This is a genomic window from Bradyrhizobium sp. sBnM-33 (assembly GCF_032917945.1).
Classification (GTDB): Bacteria; Pseudomonadota; Alphaproteobacteria; order Rhizobiales; family Xanthobacteraceae; genus Bradyrhizobium.
Genome location: NZ_CP136624.1, coordinates 2461447 through 2480130, shown reverse-complemented (window position 1 = coordinate 2480130; position 18684 = coordinate 2461447). Strand labels below are relative to the sequence as shown.

Genomic DNA, 18684 nt, shown 5'->3' with positions numbered 1-18684 from the left:
TTGGTCAATCCAGGAAATCCGCCGCATTGCCATCAGACTCGCTCGAAAGCGCATCCAGCCCGCACACATCATCGCATGGTCTTGCTGGCGCAGAGCTCACCAGGCCGTCGCTCAGCGCGCGCACTTCAAAGCAAAAAAGCAACTGTAATGTTAGGGGCGAAATGAGCAGCATCCAAATAGCTGATGCGCTCGGCCGCGTAGCGCTCCGCTATTCTCGGGAAATCGTCCTTCTCAAACCCTTCCGGCCTCAGCAGCCAGGGCGCGTCTTTCGTATACGAGGTGATTGCGTTCTTGCAGACCGGGCACGTGCCCTCTGCGAACAATTTAGCGAAGGCGTCGGCCGCGTTCTGCGCGTGTGCCTGCGCGCGACGATTGTTGGCTTCAACGACGCTTTGCGGCAGCAGTCGCAGGTAACTAGCGTATTGCGCGCCAGCCGTCTTGGATTCCTGGCTCATCGGCAACCGTCCCTCGAAAGAGGATAGGACTAACAGGTGGGCTGAAGCATGGAGCTCCGCAATGCGGAGACGAAAAAGAGACAAATCCGGAGAGGCGTTCGCTCGGTCATTGAAGAATGGCACGCCACTCAGACTAAAACTACGAATTCATATGTAATTGAAATTACTATATAATTTACGGATCACCTCAGATGAAAGGCTGACCATGTACCCCAACAGTAAACGCGTTTCAGCCGCATGCAGGGAAGCTAGCCCGCGCCCGATCCACGAACCGTGGATGGTAACCCAATTTGGCTGCAGCGAACAGACAAATGCATTATCGTGTTCGCGCGAACCGGCAACTCCAGTGGAAGACCTTTGGGAAGAAGCCCGATGCGAGCCGTCAGCGATTCAGCCGAGCTGTTCAGGCATGTGAGTGCCGAGAAATCTGAATTTTACCGCCGCATCATGGACGTCTTTGCAGCAGCCAAACGGCAATACCGTCTGCAATTAAGACCTGACGAAGTACTGAGCGAAGCCCGATGGTTAGATGCACCACCGCGAATTGAGGACGTCAACACCGCGCTCGCCCAGCTTGCCGCCTGGGGCAATCTTGAATCGCATCCTGACACGGCGCGGGTTTCCAGCCTCAGCGATTTCTACCGTGCACGCTTCCTGTATCGTCTCTCGCAGGGCGGGGAGGCTGTCGAAGTGGCACTGGCGCTTTTCGTGCAAACACTGCAACGGCGCGCCGAACTGCAAACGGTGGCGCTTGAAGACATCGCAAACCGGTTGCAGGCGCTTCAAACGCTGGCGGACGAGGCGGAAGCCGACGTCGCGAAGATCCACGAAACACTGCGGGATTTGGTGCGCGTTTTCGAGGGCCTTGCTGAAAATGCGCAGGCTTTCATGGCCGGCGTCGCACGCAGCATTGAGTTGCAACAGGCCGAGGCGATTGCGGTAGCGAATTACAAGCGCCAGCTAATCGACTATTTGGAGCGGTTCATGGGCGATCTGGTGCGCCGCTCCGACACCATCGCCAGACATATCCTCGCTCTGGAACCGAGCATTGACGCATTGCTACAGCAGGTCGCCACGCGCGATGCACGCGATGCAGCCCCCGGCGATGCGGAGGATCGGGCCGACGCGCGGACCCTTCACTTGAATGCCTGGCGCGAACGCTGGAGAGGTCTGCGCGGCTGGTTCTTCCGTACCGGCCACGAACCCTCACAAGCCGAACTGTTGCGGGCGAGGGCACGGTCGGCAATTCCGCAATTGCTAGGAGCGATCGCCGCGCTCAACGAGCGCCGCAGCGGGCGCAGCGACCGTTCCGCGGATTTCCGCATGCTCGCCTGCTGGTTTTCTGCCTGCAGCAACGATGGCGAGGCGCACCGGTTGGCGCGCGCAGCCTTCGCGCTCAACCCGGCACGACATTTCTCGCTGAATCCCAACGCCGACGCCGATCTGCCGGCCTCGACACGCTGGGCCGACGCGCCACCACTGACGATTCACCCGCGGCTACGCGAATACGGTGAGGCCGCGCCGCGCGGCGTGATGCCCCGGGTGCGTGATCGCGGTGAGGCCCGCGCACATCTGGCGCGCGAACTCGCCGAGGAGTCGCTGCAGGTCGAGGCGGCGCGCAAGCACCTCGCCACCGGTCAGCCCACACGCCTTTCAGATCTCGCCGAGCTGGACATTCATGCCTTCGGTCTGTTCCTGGGATTGCTCGGTGAGGTGCTGACCGAACAGGCCGGTCCGAACACCAGCGCGGAACGGCGAACCGGCGACGGATTATTGCATATCAACCTCTCGCCACTCGCAGTCGATAGCCGCGCTGTGATCAATACGCCGCGCGGCGTATTTGCCGGGCGCGACCATTTAATCACGATCACGCCGACATGAGAAAGCCGATGGCCGCCAGCGTTGGTAGAGACAGCCGCAGCATCGGCCAGCAACAGCGTCGGTTCCAGAACGAGGAATTTCGCAGTGCCGTGCGCGCCTTGCTGATGACGCCGCTGATGAGTCCGGACCACGACGATTTTCCGGCGATCCGGCGTCAGGCCGACGCACTGCGCGACTGGTTTGGGCGAGAAACCGGCTGGGCGCTGCACGTCGAACAAGAGGGTGCTCGACTTTATAAGCGACCGGCCGACCTCGCCAGCACGATGCGCGGTTTGCCGTTTTATGATCGCCGCCGTTACGTGCTGTTGTGCCTGGCTTGCGCGGTGCTCGAACGCGCTGACCCGCAGATCACGTTGCGACTGCTGGGTGAGCGGCTGCTGCAATTCGCCGCCGAGCCGACGCTGGTGGCTTCCGGCTTCATCTTCACGCTCGGCGCTCCCCACGAGCGGCGTGAACTGGTGGCGGTGTGCCGCACCTTGCTCGACTTGGGCGTGCTGCAGCGTGTCGCCGGCGACGAAGACGCCTTTGTCCATACCGGGGGCGATCAGGCAGATGCCCTCTACGACGTGCAGCGCCGCGCGCTCGCCGGCATGCTGGCCGCCGTGCGCGGGCCGTCGACTTTCCGGCCGGAAGATGCGCCGGTCACGCTCCACCAGCGACTGCATGCCTTGGCCGACGAGCATGTGGCTGACAGCGATGAGGGCCGACGCACCGTTCTGCGCCGCCAACTGGCACGCCGGCTGCTCGACGATCCGGTAGTCTATACCGACACACTGGACGCCGAGTCTCGGGCCTATTTTGTCAACCAGCGTGGCGCCATGGCGGCCCGCCTGTCTGACGCAACCGGGCTGGTCGCGGAGCAACGCGCCGAAGGTCTGGCGCTGGTCGACGAGGCTGGCTCGCTGACAGATGTGGCGATGCCCGCAGAAGGCACCGACGCCCATGTCACGCTGCTGGTCGCGGAGTTCCTGGCCACCGTTTACAGGCAGCGGCAGACGGATGCCGCCGGCGCGACCCAACCATTCTCTGGTATGATCAGGGAACAAGACGTCGTCGATTACCTGCGCGAGAGCAAGCCCCGCTATGGCAAATATTGGCGCAAATCTGCGCGTGAACCCGGCGCCGAACGCGAGCTTGCGGAGATCGCCCTTGATCGGCTGGAAAAGCTTCAACTGATTGTGCGAGATGCCGAGACGGTCTATCCGCGCCCGGCGCTCGCCCGGTTTGCGCTCGGTGAGGCCGAGGTCCGCAACGTTCGTGAAACACGCGGCGTACAGACCGCGGCTGCCGATGCCCTGGTCGGTCCGACATGAACGACCGGCCGGCTTCATTTGCTGCTCTCTCCGAGAGACCCGCGCTGCCAATCCCGGCGCGGCAACGCTGGCAGCCTTTGCGGCTTGGACTGGTGGAGCTGTTTCACTACGACAGCGAGGAGTTCTGGTTCCGCGACGGTCATCTGCTGCTGCGGGGCAACAACGGCACCGGCAAATCCAAGGTGCTGTCGCTGACGCTGCCCTTCCTGCTCGATGCACAGCTCAAGTCCTCGCGCATCGAACCCGACGGCGACAGCGGCAAGAAGATGTCCTGGAACCTGTTGATGGGTAGCTATGACCGGCGCATCGGCTACGCCTGGATCGAATTCGGCCGCCTCGCCGATGACGGCACGCCGCATTACCTCACACTCGGCGCCGGGCTTGCGGCGGTCGCTGCGCGTCCCCAGGTGGACAGCTGGTTCTTCGTGTTGGAGGATTCTATTGGCGCTCCGCGCATCAATCAGGATATCTGGCTGACGAGTGATCAGCGCGTGGTCCTGACTCGGGAACGCCTGCGTGACGCGCTGCACGGCCGCGGCCAGGTGTTCGATACCGCCGTCAGCTACCGGCGCGCGGTCGATGAGCGATTGTTCCACCTCGGCACCAGGCGCTACGACGCCTTGATGGATACGCTGATTCAGTTGCGTCAGCCGCAACTGTCGAAAAAGCCTGACGAAACCGCGCTCTCGGACGCACTGACCGAGGCCTTGCCACCGCTCGCACCCGAACTGCTTGGGGACGTCGCCGAGGCTCTGGGCCAGTTGGAGGAGGATCGCCGCCAACTCGAGGAATACCAGGCGCTGGCAAGAGCCGTCGAGCGCTTCGACCAGCGCTACCGGATCTACGCTGGCACCCAGAGCCGGCGGCAGGCCCGCGCGCTGCGCCAGGCCCAGACCGAGTTCGACAGTGCAAGCCGGGCGCGCGGCGACGCGCAGGCGCGGCTCGAGAGGGCCGAGACCGCGGAAGCGCTCGCCCGGATAATTCACGACGACGCGGAACTTGCGCTCAAGCGCGAGCAGGCTCGGCTTGATATCCTGCGTGCCGACCCGACCATGCAGGACGCGAACCGTCTCGAATCCGCCGAGCGGGACGCTCTGGCTCGGCAGCGTGCGCTGCAAGTCGCCACCGCGGCGGTCGACGAGGTGCGACGGCGATTAAAGCGCAGCACTGAGGAGACCGGGCACGGCGTCCAGCGCATGACGCAAGCCGAACGTGTGATGACGAAGCTACGTCAGAACAACGCGACGCATGCCGAGGCCGCAGGTATCGTCGGCCTGCACGCCGGTAGCCCGCTCGCAACGCTCGCCGCCGCCGATCTGGTCGCATTGACGCCACAAGCCTTCGACAATGCATGCGCCGACCTTCGCACCTTGATCGTTGATCGACGCGAACAGATCGCATTGTTGCGGCGACGCCATACTGAGGTGACGGAGGCCGAAGCCCTGCATACACAACGCCAGAACACCCGCGACGAAAGACAGGGCACGGTAGAGGCCACGGCAAAACGACGCGAGCAAGCCGATACGGAGGTCGATCACGAGGGCCACAACCTGATTCAGGCCTGGGAGCGCTACTTCGCCAGCCTGAAGCAACTGCGGGTCAGCTCCGACGACGGCCGCGCAGCGCTCACGGCCCTCGCCGACTGGGTTGTTGGGCTGGATGGCGACAATCCGGCGCGACATTGCCTGCAAACGGAGCAGCAGCACGCCAGCCTGCGTCTGGCGCAGCGTCGCGTGGCGCTCGACGGCCAACGCCAGACGCTGGAGACGGAGCTCAACACCCTCGAAGACGAACGCAACCGTCTCGAAGCCGGGGTCGATGCGACGCCGCCCAACCCGCATACGCGCGGCGCCGATGCCAGAGATGCGCGCGAGGGTGCGCCGCTCTGGCAATTGGTGGATTTTCGCGAAGAGGTCACGGCTGCTCAGCGCGCCGGCCTCGAGGCCGCGCTTGAAGCCGCCGGCCTGCTCGACGCATGGGTCTCGCCCGATGGCCACCTGCAGGCCGGCGACGGAGTAGAGCTGTTGCACGACACCCAGGTGCTGCAGCGACAGCCGCACGCGCTCTCGCTCGCTGGTTGGCTGCACGCTGACACGCCCACCGATATCGCGGTACCGGCCGCACTCGTCGAACGCCTGCTGTCCGGCATCGCCTGCACCGATGACGATCCCGCGGACATCGAAGCCTGGGTCGCCCCCGACGGTCGCTTTCGGCTCGCCGCGCTGGTCGGCGCCTGGGCCAAACCCGCGGCAGTCTATATCGGCCATGCGGCCCGCGCCGCAGCCCGCAAGCAGCGACTGGCCGACGTAGTCGGCCGCCTGACACTAATCGCCGATGAGCTCATTGCGGTCCAGGCGATGGACGCGCAACTCACGCGCGATCAGGATCGAGCCGCCGATGAATGGCGTCTGGCTCCCTCCGAAGAGGAGTTGCGCAACGCCCATCTTGCGGCGGCCGCCAGTGCGCGCGAGGCTCAGACCGCCCGCCAGCAATTGAGCGAGGCTGATCTTCAATACCTGGAGGCCGCACAAGCCCTGCAGACGGTGCGGCAACGACTCGCCGCCGATGCCACCGATCTGCGCCTTCCTGCATTATCAGCCGAGTTACCGGCGGTCGAGATGGCGTTGAACCACTATCACGATGCCCAACTCCGCCTCGCCCAGGCTGTTCACGAGGTACGTCTGGCGCTCCCCGAGCTGCAGCGGCAACGCAACCGCGAGAACGAAACCCGCGACGATCTGAAGAAGCAGGATGAACAATTTGCGGCTGCCCGCATTGAGGCGGAAGAAGCCGCCGTCCGGTTCGAGGTGTTGCGCGGATCCGTCGGCGCCAGGGTCGAGGAGCTGCAACGGCGGCTGGCCGATGCCAGCACCGCCGTCAAGGCCAGCAATTCCGCACTAACGATCGCGCGCGACGTCCTGAGCAAATCCGGCGAGGCGCGCGCGGTCGCGCACGAACAGGCGGCGACTGCGAGCACTCTGTTCGGACAACGCAGCAACGCGCGCGCCGAAGCAATCGCGAAGTTCCAACACTTCGCAGCCACCGGCCTGCTCGCGGCTGCGCTACCGCAAGCCAACCTGCCTGACCTGGGCGGCCCGTGGACGATCGACCCCGCGCTTACTCTGGCTCGCCGCGCGGAACAAGCCTTATTCGAACTCAAGGACGACGACGACGCCTGGACACGCCTGCAACGGCAGATCGGCGAAGACCTGACGGAGCTACAACGCGCCCTCAGCGCACTCGGCCACCAGGCGCACGCAGAACAGAGCGATTGGGGGCTTATCGTCCGCGTCGTCTACCAGAACCGACCCGAACCGCCGGATCGCCTTGCCGCGCGCCTCGCCGAAGAGATCGCCCAGCGCAGTGAACTGCTGACGGCGAACGAGCGCGCTGTGCTGGAGAACCATCTGCAGGCCGAAATCGCTTCCGAAGTGCAGCGCCTGCTGCAAGCGGCCGAAACTCAGCGCGATGCGATCAACAAAGAATTGCACCATCGCCCGACCTCCACCGGGGTACGCTATCGTCTGCTGTGGCAGCCCCTGGCGGAAGAAGAAGGCGCTCCGGTCGGCCTCGAAGCAGCGCGCAAACGCCTGCTCAATACCAGCGCAGACCTTTGGTCTTCTGACGACCGGAGAGTGGTCGGCGCGATGTTGCAGCAGCGCATCGCCGCCGAGCGCGAGAGAGCCGATTCGGGCGCCGGAAAGGATGTGGGCGGCAGCCTGATCGAGCAACTCGCCCGCGCGCTGGACTATCGCCGTTGGCACCGCTTTCGCGTCGAGCGCTGGCAGGACGGGCACTGGCGCAAACTCTCCGGTCCGGCCTCCAGCGGAGAGCGCGCGCTCGGCCTCACCGTGCCGCTGTTCGCCGCGGTCGCCAGTTTCTACAGTCAGGGCAGCTACGCGCTGGCGCCGCGCCTGATGTTGCTCGATGAAGCGTTCGCCGGCATCGATGATACCGCGCGCGCCCATTGCATGGGGCTGATCCGCGAGTTCGATCTCGACTTCGTCATCACCAGCGAGCGTGAATGGGCCTGCTATGCCGAACTGCCCGGCGTCGCCATTTGCCAGTTGCAGCGGCGTGAAGGCATCGACGCGGTGTTCGTGTCGCGTTGGAGCTGGGACGGTCGCGCCAAGACACGCCAAGACGATCCAGATCGCAGATTTGCGCCGACATGATTTCCTCGACCGACCCACGCCTGCAACGCCTACTTGGCGGCGACCGTTACGCCTTGCTGCGCAAGCGCCTGCGTCAGCGTTTCGAACGGGCATCGCTCGGCTCCACGGTTGAAAACTTTCGCATCGGCAAGCTCACTGCGGAGGAGCATGCTGCATTGGCTTCGCTGCTTGGTCGTCCGCTCCGTTACACCAATTCCTTACAAGTCGACGTTCGCCTCGTCGACACCGCTTTCCAGAATGCCGGCATCGCCGCTTCGCTGCGCGACGCACTTGAAAAACTCGATGGCCCGATTTCGAATCTCGCCACGACGCGCCTTGCGCTGCAAACAATGTGGTCGGATGTGCTGGGCGGCTGCACTCACCGCGAACTGATCGGACTGCTGCAGGCTCCGGCGGGCATCGGGCTTCTCAAGCGCCTTGCACGACAGAGCCCACCGGCGGCGCTCCAACTCTGTCGCCGTGTCGAAGCGGTATTGCAACGCCTGCCCGCGAGCGGCATCACACGTTCGCAATTGGCCGCCGACGTGCTGGGCGACGCCCACGCGCTCGACATCGGCCAGCCCACGGCAACCCTGGCACTGACGGTCTGGCGTCAGGTAATCGCTCGAACCGATTACAACAATGATGACGTCGATAGCGAGCCAACGGGAGACGGCGAGCTGGAGCCGGGCGGTGGTGCGGAGCGCGACCGCGACGTGTGGGCCAAGGCCGGCGTGCTGGTCAATGAATTGGCTCGCCCGGTGCTGTTCCTGAACCTGCCCATGCGCGATGCAGGAAATTACAGTCAGTCGCAGGGAGAGCCTGTTTACGCTTCGCTGCGGTCGCTGTTGCGGTCTCCACCGTCGTGGGACGTGGCGGATCGCAAGGTCTATGTCTGTGAGAATCCCAACCTGGTCGCAATCGCCGCGGATCACTGGGGCTCCGATTGCGCGCCGCTAGTCTGCACTGACGGCATGCCCGCCGCAGCACAGCGATGCCTGCTGTCGCAGCTGGCTAAAGCGCGGGCGCAGCTTTTCTATCATGGCGATTTCGATTGGCCGGGAGTGCGGATCGGCAACCACGTCATGCGCGAGCACGGCGCCCAACCCTGGCGTTTTGGGGCGAGCGACTACGAGTCCGCCGTCGAACAGACCTCATGTCTTGGACAGGCTCTCACGGGAAAGGCTGCGCCCGCGTTATGGGACGAAAGGTTAATGACGGCCATGCAGCAACATCGGCTCTCCATTGCTGAAGAAGCGTTAGCCGCGTCATTGTTGGAGGATCTCAGGGCCACATAATGATTGGGTTCGCGGACTTATTCTGAATGGTGGCAATTTGGCGCCCGAAGAGACTCTAACCACCCCCAAATCGTAGTCCAGCTGTGGAGTGGGCAAAGTCGGCGCAGCAAAACGTTGGATGGCGGCGCTCCCAGTGGGCCTCCGATCACAATTGAGTCATTTCGTCGCGCGCAACCCCGTCGATCTTACGCTGCGACTTTCCTTCTGCCGCTTCCACGGCGCTTCCATGAACGAAATTTGGGATCAAAACTCGAACAACAAAAAGCCCTCGAAAACGATACGTTTTCAAGGGCTTGAAGCTTGGTTGCGGGGAGGCGCAACACCCGATTATTGCGATTGATTGAACAGGGGATTCCTAAGCTTGTTGCATGAATGGACACCGATCGGGCCACTGATTGAGAGTCTGCGCGCTGAGCACTATCAATGACTTACTGGTTGTGCCCCGGGGTTTTTCAGGCCGAAAATGGACATTCGTCGCACGATCACAAGGGTGCGCTGCGTATTATGGGAGTGTCTGAAACTGAAGAGCATTGCGTCGGGGCCACCGGCGACCATCAGCCCGCCGGCCGGGCCCAGCTCAGCCGAGAGAATCGCGCAAGCTCGGGCTGGTCGTACTCCGTGCGGAACAGGCCGCGACGTTGCAGCTCCGGCACGAGGCCGTGGACCAGCTCCTCCAACCCGCCTGGAAGGTACGGAACCTGCAACATGAAGCCGTCGCAGGCGCCCGCCTCGAACCACTCCTGCATGCGATCGGCCACCGTACCGGGCGTGCCGGCAAATCCGCTGGTGGTTCTCCCCGCACCGTAGCGCTGTCCCAGGTCGGCGAGACTCAAGCCTGAGCGCGGCGTCGGCTCGGCGACCTCGCGATAGTGCCCTTCGACACCGGGGACATCGAGATTCTCAGGCAGGACTTGATCCTGCGGGAAGCGCGAGAGGTCGACGCCGAGATGATAGGACAATGTCGAGAGACCGGACTCGGGATGAGACAATTCGTGGAGCTGGTCGTGTAGCGCCTTGGCCTGCTTCTCCGTGTCGCCAATGACCGGGACGATGCCGGGCAACACCTTGACTGTATCAGGGTCGCGACCGAAGCGGACCGCGCGGGCGCGCAAGTCGTTGCGGAATTCGACGGCGACGTCGATCAGGCCCGGCGTCACGAAGATGATCTCGGCCCATCGCGCAGCGAAATCGCGGCCGCGATCGGAAGCGCCGGCCTGGATGAAGACCGGGCGCCCTTGCGGTGGCCGGCTGACATTGAGCGGGCCTCGCACGTTGAACCATTTGCCGGAATGGTCGATCGGGTGCACCCGCGCGGGATCGGCGAATAGCGGCGTCTGGCGATCCCGGACCAGCGCGCCATCCTCCCACGACTTCCACAGCTTAGTCACGATCTCCAGAAATTCGTCGGCGCGCTCGTAGCGCCCCTCGCGCGAGAGCTGCTCGGTCAGGCCGAAATTGCGCGCCTCCGCCTCCTGAAACGAGGTGACGATGTTCCAGGCGGCGCGACCGCCGCTGAGATGATCGAGCGTCGCGAGCGCGCGCGCCAGGACATAGGGCTGGGCGTAGGTTGTCGAAAGGGTCGCGCCAAGACCGAGATGCTTGGTCGCGCCCGCGATGATCGAGAGCACCACCAGCGGATCGAGCCGTAATGCACCCAGCGCGCCGTAGCGAAGCTGGCTGTTGAGGCTGCCGCCCAGCGTGTCCGGGATCGCGAGAATGTCGGCAATGAACAGAAGATCGAAACGCCCTTCCTCCAGCAGCCGGCCGATATTCTGGTAGTAGGCGGCGGACAGCAGGTCGCCGTCCGCTTCCGGATGCCGCCAGCCAGCATGGCTGCCGGAGACCGGACCTGCAGAGACAAAGGCGGCAAGGTGCAGTTTCTTGTCAGGCATCGGTCAGCTCACAGTCCAGGAGATCTCGACGGGCCCGCCACGCTTCAGAGTATTGTAGATCGGGCAGTTCGCGGTGAAGCCGGCAACAAGCGTCTCAGCCTCGCCCGCCGTCACGCCGGACAGGCGCACCGCGATACGAATCCATTCGTACTGCGTCGGATCGGTTGCGTGACGCCGGAACGAGACTTCGGATCCGACCTCGCGCAGCGCGATCCCCTCTTCTTTTGCCGTCTTCTGGATCAGGCCAAGCGAGCAACTGCCGAGCGACGACAGCAGCAACTCGCCGGCGGTGATCGCTTCGCCGGGACCGCCGACGGCGACACGCTGATCAGAGATGAAATGGTTCGTCCTTGCGCTGGGCAAATAGCGGCCAAACTGGCCCATCGTGGCAGAGGTGATCGACACCGTCTCGGCGGTCTGAGCGTTCATGATGTTTTCTCTCGTGTTATCGGCGTGTCCGCTTAGGCACCGAGCTCCAGCGCGACGGCCTTCTTCGCCGTGTCGAACTGGGGGCCAAGCAGGAATGATCGGACGTCCACCTTGTTCGGGAGCACGCCGAGCGCGTGGAAATTGTCGGCGAGATCCTGGGTCGATGCCGCAGCCGCCTCATCGATCGGTTTGAGCGCCACCGCGGTCGACTCGGACAGCCTGGCATCGCGGACAAGCTTCTCGTAGACGGCCTGCTCGCTCCCGTTCGGCGGAAAGCCGCCCTGCGAGGCCCAAAGCGCAACTGACTCGGCCGGATGCGCGAAGATATAGGCCTGGGTTTCCCGGACGATCTTCACGAATTTCGCGAAGAGCTGCGGATACTTCACAGCGACGTCACTCCGCGCCACGTAGAAGGCATAGTCGTAGGTCTTCACGTCGGGCAGCCGACGCGCCTCGCCGCCGAGCTTTGTCAACGCGAGCGCCGTGGCTGGCTGCCAGTGAATCCAGCCGTCGATGCTTCCTTGCGCGAATGCCGTGAACGCGTCTGCCCCGCTCAGCTGACCGCTGCGACATCAGACAATCTGAGGCCGGCGGTCTCTAGATATTTGATCAGGCTGTAGGTGCCCGTCGTGCCGTTCTGATGGGCGATCTCCTTGCCTTTCAGATCGGCCGCCGTCTTGATCGACGAGTTGGCCTGCACCACGAAATCAACCTCGTCGACCGGCAGCGGATAAGCCGCGAGTGGCACGATCGGAACGCGCGCCGGAACGGTATTCACGACCGCGGTCGCGGTTGCGAACGTGAAATCGACCGAGCCGGCCTTGATCGCCTCCATCACCGGCAGCGATGCCGTGAAGCCCGGTTGCCAGACGATCTTGGTGCCGAGCTCGTGCTCAAGATTGCGGCCGCCCACGCCTGCCCGCAGCGATGCCCAGACGCCAGTGCGGCCGTCTCCGATGACCGCGATGGTCAGCTGCGGCGGCACGGCATTGCAGCATTCGCGCGCGGCAATCCGCGGACGCCTGTCGAGGCTACGGCAAGTCCCGCGCCGACCGACAACAGCGTTCGCCGCGAGATGCCAGCGCGGTCGCCGGTCGAGCCGATAAAAGTCATGTCGTCATTCCTTTCGTCTCTTTATGCAACGGCAGCCAAGTCGCGCTCGGCCGTGAGCAGACCGTCGAGCAGCTCTTCCTTCAGGGTCGCCAGCGCCGGATCGCCGCGATGCCGGGGACGCGGCTGATCGAAGATCAGGTCGCGCGCGATGCCGCCATCCCTGACCAGGAGCACACGATCAGAGAGCAGCAACGCCTCCTCGACGTCGTGCGTGACCAGCACGACGGTGCGGGGCCGTGCGACCAGCAACTGCTCCAGCAGCAACTGCATCGCAGCCCGGGTGATGGCATCGAGGGCCCCAAACGGCTCGTCGAGCAACAACAGATCCGGCTCGTGAATCAGCGCCCTCGCCAACGCCACGCGCTGGCGCTGGCCGCCCGACAGCCCGATCGGAAACTCGCTTTCGCGCCCTTGCAACCCGACTGCGTCGAGGATGCGCCCCGCGTCCTGCTTCCTGCCCTTGATGCCCAACAACACATTGCCGAGGACGTCCGCCACGGCAGCAGGCGATCCTCCTGGAACATCAGACGTACGTCAGCCTTGCGGCCCGTCGCGCGAAGCTCAATGCGGCCGCGCCTGGGCGCGTCCAGGCCTGCCACAATGCGGAGGAGCGTCGACTTGCCGGCTCCGCTTGGTCCGATGATCGAAACAAACTGGCCGGCGGCGATGTCGAGATCGACGCCGGGCTCAAGAGAGCTTCACGCCAGAATGATCAACCGCAAAAGTCAAAATGTGCCGGCGACCGTCACTCTGAAGGTCAACGGCTCGATGGGATGCAGGACGGTGTCGATCACGCCGGTCCGGCAGACTGCGGCGGGGGCCGTCTGCACGGGGTAGCAGAGGTTGTAGAGGCGGTCGGCCTTGATCAGCGAGCCGTAGGCGTAGGAGATCTGGTTGGCTTGGCTGTTGAACAGGTTCAGCACGTCAAGCTGGATTCGCCAACCATCCGAGGTGCGGTAGCCGATGCGGCCATTGAAGACGCTGGTCGCGGTCGAGCGAAAGGCATTGTCTTCCGTCAGCGGGGTTGATCCGAGATAGCGCCAGCGCAAGGTGCCGAATCAGCCAGCCTTTTCGCCGAGCGTGATGCCGGCGGAGACGATCATCGCTGGCGCGTTCGGAACGTAGTTGCCGGGCGCGTTGCCGATCTGGGCGAGCGGATAGCCGGCCAGCGAAGCATAGGTCGCGGCCTGCTCACTGTCATAGCCGATGAAGCCGGCATGCGTCATGGCGAGATCGGCGTCGATATAGATCCAGGACAGTGGGCGATAATGATTGTTCAGTTCGAAGCCATAGCGCCGGCTCGGCCGGCTTGCCTCGGTGTCGCCGGCATCGCCACTGAAGACGATTTCGGAATCCTGGTCGAGCAAGAACAGGCTGAACGAAGAATCGAGCTCCGGAATGATTCTGGTGCGGACGCCGGTCTCGATCGCCTTGGTGCGAACCAACAGTGGCGACGAAGCGAGCGTGATCGAGGAATCGCTGGGACTCTCGATCGTAGTCGCGCCGCGCGCGTCGTTACTGTGCATGCCGTAGCCGGCGCCGACAAAGAACTCGGTCTTGTTGAAGGGGCCGAACGTCATCATGAATTTCGAGCTGCCGATACCGGCGCTGACATTGCCGGAATTGGCGCTATTGTAGAGTGAGGACACGTTGGCTGGTAGAAATCGCCGCGCAGGCCGACGGTGGTGCGCAGCCAATCGGTCCAGCGTACCGTGTTCTGCGCGTAGACGCCGATCGAGCCCTCGCCGACCTTATCGCTGCGGACATTGGCGAGGAAGCTGCGCTGCCAGGTGTCGATCAGGGCCAGTGCGATGCCGTCGTAGCGCGTTTGCGCGCCGAACGTCGTCTCCATCGGGAGGCCGGCAAAGCTGCCGGCCAGCGTGCGCGAGGCGTTGGCGCCGAGCATTACCCTATCGTCATGCTGATGGAATTGATCGCCGAGCACGGGATTGGTGAGGAAGTAGGTGAAATTGTTGAACAGGTCGAGCTGGCTTTTCACCACATAGGCATTGGCTTTCCACGAGCCCGCATCGTCGGTGCCGGCCATCCGCGCCGACAACGCGAAGCGGTTGGTCTTGCCGCCATCAGTCGGATCCTCGGAGCCGAAGCGGTCGATCTCGCCGCCGGTGATCGCGCGCAGCGGCACCTGGTCGGTCGAGGTCCATTGGTTGGCATAGGCCATGCCGGTGATCGAGAGGCCGTCGGTCGCCGTGCCCTGGGTGTAACGGAACAAGCCGTTGATCTTCTGCATGTCGTCGGACGTGGTCCAGCGTCCGTCATAGGTGCCGCGTTCGACGGCGATCAGCAGGTTGCCGTCGCCGACTTTCTTCGAATCCATGCCCGAAGAAACGCAGATAACCGAAGCTACCTGCCGTGATCGACGCCATCGCCTTGGGAACGCTGTCGATCAGCCCGATGTGCAGATTGCCGGCCGAGGAGAACTCGCCTTCGTCGGCGTAGTAGGGGCCCTTGCGGATATCGAGCCGGTTCACCGTCTCCGGCATCAGCCAGTTGAGGTCGGCATAGCCCTGCCCGTGGGCGTGGGTGCGCATGTTCACTGGCACGTCGTCGACCCAGATCGACATGTCGGTACCGTGGTCCAGATTGTAGCCGCGCAAGAAATACTGGTTCGCTTTGCCTTCACCGGAATGCTGGGTCACGATCAGCCCGGGCACGGCCTCGAGCAATTCGCCGGGCCGCGTCACCGGGCGGGCATTGAGCGCGTCACCCGTCACGGACGTCTAGCTCGCCATGCTCTGACTCAGAACGCCGCCCGATGCAACGTTCGGTGTACCGTCGCCGTTGGCAGCCTGCGGAGCTGACGACGGCGCCGTTGCGGTCCGCCTTTGCGGACTCGGCGTCCGGCGTACCTCGCGCGCGCGCCGCGGTTTCTGATTGTTGCGCGGTCTCGGCGCGTTCACCTCGACGGGCGGCAGCGTTACGGCTGGTGTAACATGGGGCTTTTCCCCGGCGTCGCCTATGAGCGCTTCCGCTCCAGCGATGTCGACCTTCTGAACCAGTAGAATTGCCAGCAGGCCTACCCTACACGACCATGGCATCCTAAAGGCCCCTCCGTTCGCAATGAGCACGCTCCAGCAGAGGCTGCCTCACGGCCCAACTCGTGGCGTCAACGAGGCTATCCACGCTCCATCGTGACCGACGCATATGCTTATCTTCCGAGAGCAGCAAACCTTGGAGCGCTGGCTGGGCGCAGCACGTCGCGCGTTCTGACAAAGCTAGGGGAAAGCGACCAACTTGGCTTCCTAGATAGGACCAGCAGTGTCATCTCGATTTCGGAACGAGCATCCTAGCCGGAACCGATCACGACCCCATGAATAGTTAGAACGCCAATGACGACCCCTATCGCTCCAATTCCGAACTGCAAGGCGCTATTGACCCAGGTTAGGTTAGAAGGCGCGCCGAAATCACCAGAGGGACCGCAATGAGCGACGAAAGTGCAGCCATGCCGATCATCGAGCCCACGCCGAAAAGGGCAACGTAGAGCAAGCCGTCAAAATGATTCGGCGCCCGAGCAACAGCGAGAACAAGCAGCGCCGCCGAACCCGCCATCCCGTGCATCAGACCGACAGCCAACGTTCGCCACCGTATTCCGTGTCTGTGGGCGTGAGGGTTCGCAGCGTGCGGCAGCGTTTCGCCCGCATGGCTGTGGAGATGAAAGTGAGCCACGCCGTCCGCGTGTCGGTGACCATGAACATGGATACGATCGCACCGTAAGCGCCACAATAGGTTCCCTCCCAGTACGATCAGTATGAGTCCGACTGCCGCCTCAAGCGGCTGCGCGAAACCTTCCGGAATCGCGCGACCAAGGATCAACGCGGTGCCGGAGAACAGGAACAAAGTGATCGTGTGGCCCAGTCCCCAGGTCAGCCCATGCTTGACGATCTCGGCGACGTTCGTGCGACGCGCAGCGATGCTCGATACCGCAGCAATATGATCGGCCTCGAGCGCGTGCTGCATGCCGAGCAGTAGTCCCAGCCCCAGTATGCCGAACATCGCGTTTTCCGATCGCTTGATGCGAAGACAGCATCTTTGATTAATTGCATTTGCCGTCGAAGCCAATCGTACCACTGCTCAAGTCCCGCACCGGTTCTGGACGAGAGCTGTATGACTTCAATGTCGGGATTGACCTGTCGCGCATAGGCGACCGTGCGATCGACATCGAAATCCACATGCGGCAGCAAATCGATCTTGTTCAGGATCATCAGGTTCGCCGACCGAAACATGTGAGGATATTTGATCGGCTTGTCCTCTCCCTCGGTCACAGAGAGGACAACGATCCTCGCGTGCTCGCCGAGGTCGAACATTGCCGGACAAACGAGATTTCCGACGTTTTCGATCATCACGATCGACCCGGACGGGGGACGGAGTTCCGAAATGCCGCGAGCGATCATATCGGCTTCCAGGTGGCAACCTGTCCCTGTATTCACTTGCACCGCCGGAGCGCCAGCGAGCCGAATTCGTTCTCCATCGTTCGCAGTGGCCTGGTCCCCCTCGATCACGAAGAGATTTGCCTCGTGGTGCAAGTCTCGGATGGTCCGCTCCAGCAGGGTTGTCTTTCCTGCGCCCGGCGAGCTCACCAGATTCAGAGCCAGGATCTCGCGGCCGGAGAACCACGCCCTATTCGTGGCCGCCATGGCATCATTCTTGGCGAACAATCGGGCTTCCAGGCGATCGCTTTCGATCCGCTCTTTCTGGAGAAGCGCATATCGGCTTGTGGCTTCCGCTTGAACGACACAGTGTCGAGAAAGCCGCGCAGGCCGCTTTGGTCCTCGAAAGGGTCAAGGCCCGGCACGCCCAAGTCTCCACGACGCCCAGCGTCACCGCGTTGCTGTCAAACGGACGGTCGCGCTGCGTCGGATAACTTCACGAGCCTCGTAGGCGCCGACAACGAGCAAATCATCGTCTGCACCGAGGCACTGGTGCCTCGTTCCGGCTGGCACGAGGCGATGTCATCGACCTCATCTGCGCCACTCCTTCCTTCGATGTCTCCGCTGCCTCTACCCTCGATCTCTCTTTTTTGAAATGGAGGAAGTTACAGACGTCATAATACTCTGCGTCGTTCAAGCGGAAGCCACAGGCCGATATGCGCTTCTCCAGAAAGAGCGGATCGAAAGCGAACGCCTGGAAACCGTTGGAGCAATCTAAGCGGACATAGTCATCGGTACGCACCACCCTTCTTGAACCGGTCAATGCACTCTCACCGCCTCCTTGGCAGCGATTTCAGGCTCAGGACCTCCTGCACGTTGCAAAAGGCGGAACAACGCGACATTTTCACTGGCAGCGCCGCCTTCCGACGACGCAGGACCGAGGTTCACCCACTCGGCCTCGTCTTCCAGACGGAGATTGACCCAACTCATCATGACGTCGCGCTCATCCGTGCAAACAGCACTGCCGCTTCGGATGGTCCTAGCCCAACGATGCCTACAAAGCTCGGCGGGGGCATTGGGATGTCCCGATGAGTGGGTCTCCACAGGTGCAGGCAATACCGGCTGCTATTCACATACTGCGAATGTGGCGGATGCAGTTGCATTACGCATTCCTCTTCATCCCAGAACAGGTCTTTGACGAAGCACATCTCTTCCCAGTTCGGACAACGCCGCAGCGTCGAGACAGCGACTAGGACGGACTAATCCACTGATCTTGAGTTCACACCCGCAAGGTCCCTGCACAAAAAACAGACCACAAGGGCCTGATCCCGGAACGCTGGCGAACTGGCCGTATCGTACGCGCCCGACCTCCAGCTTCTCTATGATCTGCGCTCGCACGCCCCTCCTTTGCCTCGCGGATCGCTTTGAAGTCGACGTAGATGACGTTGTCAGGCAACTCATTACCCGGCGCCAGATCGGTCCCCAGCCCGCAGATTTGACTGCCACGCTTATGGAGACTCGACCGGACACTCCGTCATCGAGCGAGCCTTTGGCGGCGCATCTTGCTCATTGACGACAGCAAGTGCTGACTTGAGCTCACCGAACAGAGCGCGGTTTCAGCAATAGGCAGATTTGCACTTGAGCTTTCACACTTGCAAAACAAGTGTTCATTGCCCCTACCCTTTCAGGTCTCCTGAAGATGCGCTTGAGCATATGAAACCGGCCGCTCGCGGCCCAGCAACCATCGCCAACGGATCGATC

General features: G+C 62.9%; 13 protein-coding genes and 3 pseudogenes. 4 read left to right on the top strand and 12 right to left on the bottom strand.

Annotated elements, in window-relative coordinates:
* Positions 1-125 precede the first annotated feature (125 nt).
* Positions 126-455 carry a hypothetical protein gene (locus RX328_RS11450; RefSeq protein ID WP_213253688.1) on the bottom strand — a complete coding sequence of 110 codons (330 nt, stop codon included), beginning with the start codon at positions 453-455 and terminating at the stop codon, positions 126-128.
* 447 nt (positions 456-902) lie between these two features.
* Between RX328_RS11450 and RX328_RS11445 the strand changes: the two genes are divergently transcribed.
* From RX328_RS11445 to RX328_RS11430, 4 genes are read left to right on the top strand one after another with little or no spacing between them, the layout of a single operon-like run.
* The gene (locus tag RX328_RS11445) at positions 903-2336 is read left to right on the top strand and encodes a TIGR02677 family protein (RefSeq protein WP_249726831.1); all 1434 of its coding nucleotides are present in this window, start codon (positions 903-905) and stop codon (positions 2334-2336) included.
* Between the two features lie 8 nt (positions 2337-2344).
* A complete protein-coding gene (locus RX328_RS11440; protein WP_213253686.1) occupies positions 2345-3649 on the top strand; it encodes a TIGR02678 family protein in 1305 nt (434 codons plus the stop codon).
* Positions 3646-7824 carry a TIGR02680 family protein gene (locus RX328_RS11435; RefSeq protein ID WP_213253685.1) on the top strand — a complete coding sequence of 1393 codons (4179 nt, stop codon included), beginning with the start codon at positions 3646-3648 and terminating at the stop codon, positions 7822-7824. Before RX328_RS11440 ends, RX328_RS11435 begins: the two co-directional genes overlap by 4 nt.
* Complete coding sequence (locus tag RX328_RS11430; protein WP_057900828.1) at positions 7821-9101, top strand: TIGR02679 family protein; 1281 nt, start codon at positions 7821-7823, stop codon at positions 9099-9101. The genes RX328_RS11435 and RX328_RS11430 overlap by 4 nt, the downstream gene beginning before the upstream one ends.
* Before the next feature lie 554 nt (positions 9102-9655).
* Here the strand turns inward: RX328_RS11430 and RX328_RS11425 are convergent.
* The 11 genes and pseudogenes from RX328_RS11425 to RX328_RS11375 form a co-directional block, all read right to left on the bottom strand.
* Complete coding sequence (locus tag RX328_RS11425) at positions 9656-10993, bottom strand: LLM class flavin-dependent oxidoreductase (protein ID WP_213253684.1); 1338 nt, start codon at positions 10991-10993, stop codon at positions 9656-9658.
* A gap of 3 nt (positions 10994-10996) precedes the next feature.
* Positions 10997-11422, bottom strand: a complete 426-nt coding sequence (locus RX328_RS11420) for an OsmC family protein (RefSeq protein ID WP_213253683.1) — start codon at positions 11420-11422, stop codon at positions 10997-10999.
* Positions 11423-11454: 32 nt separating this feature from the next.
* Positions 11455-11895, bottom strand: coding sequence for a hypothetical protein (locus tag RX328_RS11415; protein ID WP_409410871.1), 441 nt, complete (start codon positions 11893-11895; stop codon positions 11455-11457).
* 80 nt (positions 11896-11975) lie between these two features.
* Positions 11976-12407 (bottom strand): PhnD/SsuA/transferrin family substrate-binding protein, encoded by a 432-nt coding sequence (locus RX328_RS11410; RefSeq protein WP_312018077.1) that lies wholly within the window; start codon positions 12405-12407, stop codon positions 11976-11978.
* Positions 12392-12535, bottom strand: a complete 144-nt coding sequence (locus RX328_RS11405; protein WP_249726829.1) for a hypothetical protein — start codon at positions 12533-12535, stop codon at positions 12392-12394. Before RX328_RS11405 ends, RX328_RS11410 begins: the two co-directional genes overlap by 16 nt.
* 21 nt (positions 12536-12556) lie before the next feature.
* Entirely contained in the window at positions 12557-13033 is a 477-nt protein-coding gene (locus tag RX328_RS11400; RefSeq protein ID WP_312018076.1) for an ATP-binding cassette domain-containing protein, read from the bottom strand.
* Positions 13034-13080: 47 nt separating this feature from the next.
* A pseudogene (locus RX328_RS11395) lies at positions 13081-13176 on the bottom strand (ATP-binding cassette domain-containing protein); the annotation flags it as partial.
* 84 nt (positions 13177-13260) lie between these two features.
* Positions 13261-15270: pseudogene (locus RX328_RS11390) on the bottom strand (TonB-dependent receptor).
* Between the two features lie 572 nt (positions 15271-15842).
* Positions 15843-16513: pseudogene (locus RX328_RS11385) on the bottom strand (urease accessory protein).
* Positions 16420-17190: a hydrogenase nickel incorporation protein HypB gene (hypB, locus tag RX328_RS11380; RefSeq protein ID WP_409410872.1), complete on the bottom strand. Its 771-nt coding sequence runs from the start codon at positions 17188-17190 to the stop codon at positions 16420-16422. Before hypB ends, RX328_RS11385 begins: the two are co-directional and overlap by 94 nt.
* A 552-nt stretch (positions 17191-17742) precedes the next feature.
* Positions 17743-17916, bottom strand: coding sequence for a hypothetical protein (locus RX328_RS11375; RefSeq protein ID WP_213253682.1), 174 nt, complete (start codon positions 17914-17916; stop codon positions 17743-17745).
* Between the last annotated feature and the right edge of the window lie 768 nt (positions 17917-18684).

Excerpts from the sequence above, each read along its gene's own strand:
- RX328_RS11435 (WP_213253685.1), top strand. The coding sequence starts at position 3,646 with ATGAACGACCGGCCGGCTTCATTTGCTGCTCTCTCCGAGAGACCCGCG.
- RX328_RS11425 (WP_213253684.1), bottom strand. The coding sequence starts at position 10,993 with ATGCCTGACAAGAAACTGCACCTTGCCGCCTTTGTCTCTGCAGGTCCG.
- RX328_RS11375 (WP_213253682.1), bottom strand. The coding sequence starts at position 17,916 with ATGATGAGTTGGGTCAATCTCCGTCTGGAAGACGAGGCCGAGTGGGTG.
- RX328_RS11420 (WP_213253683.1), bottom strand. The coding sequence starts at position 11,422 with ATGAACGCTCAGACCGCCGAGACGGTGTCGATCACCTCTGCCACGATG.
- RX328_RS11440 (WP_213253686.1), top strand. The coding sequence starts at position 2,345 with ATGGCCGCCAGCGTTGGTAGAGACAGCCGCAGCATCGGCCAGCAACAG.
- RX328_RS11430 (WP_057900828.1), top strand. The coding sequence starts at position 7,821 with ATGATTTCCTCGACCGACCCACGCCTGCAACGCCTACTTGGCGGCGAC.
- RX328_RS11445 (WP_249726831.1), top strand. The coding sequence starts at position 903 with ATGGACGTCTTTGCAGCAGCCAAACGGCAATACCGTCTGCAATTAAGA.
- RX328_RS11405 (WP_249726829.1), bottom strand. The coding sequence starts at position 12,535 with ATGACTTTTATCGGCTCGACCGGCGACCGCGCTGGCATCTCGCGGCGA.
- hypB (WP_409410872.1), bottom strand. The coding sequence starts at position 17,190 with ATGGCGGCCACGAATAGGGCGTGGTTCTCCGGCCGCGAGATCCTGGCT.
- RX328_RS11450 (WP_213253688.1), bottom strand. The coding sequence starts at position 455 with ATGAGCCAGGAATCCAAGACGGCTGGCGCGCAATACGCTAGTTACCTG.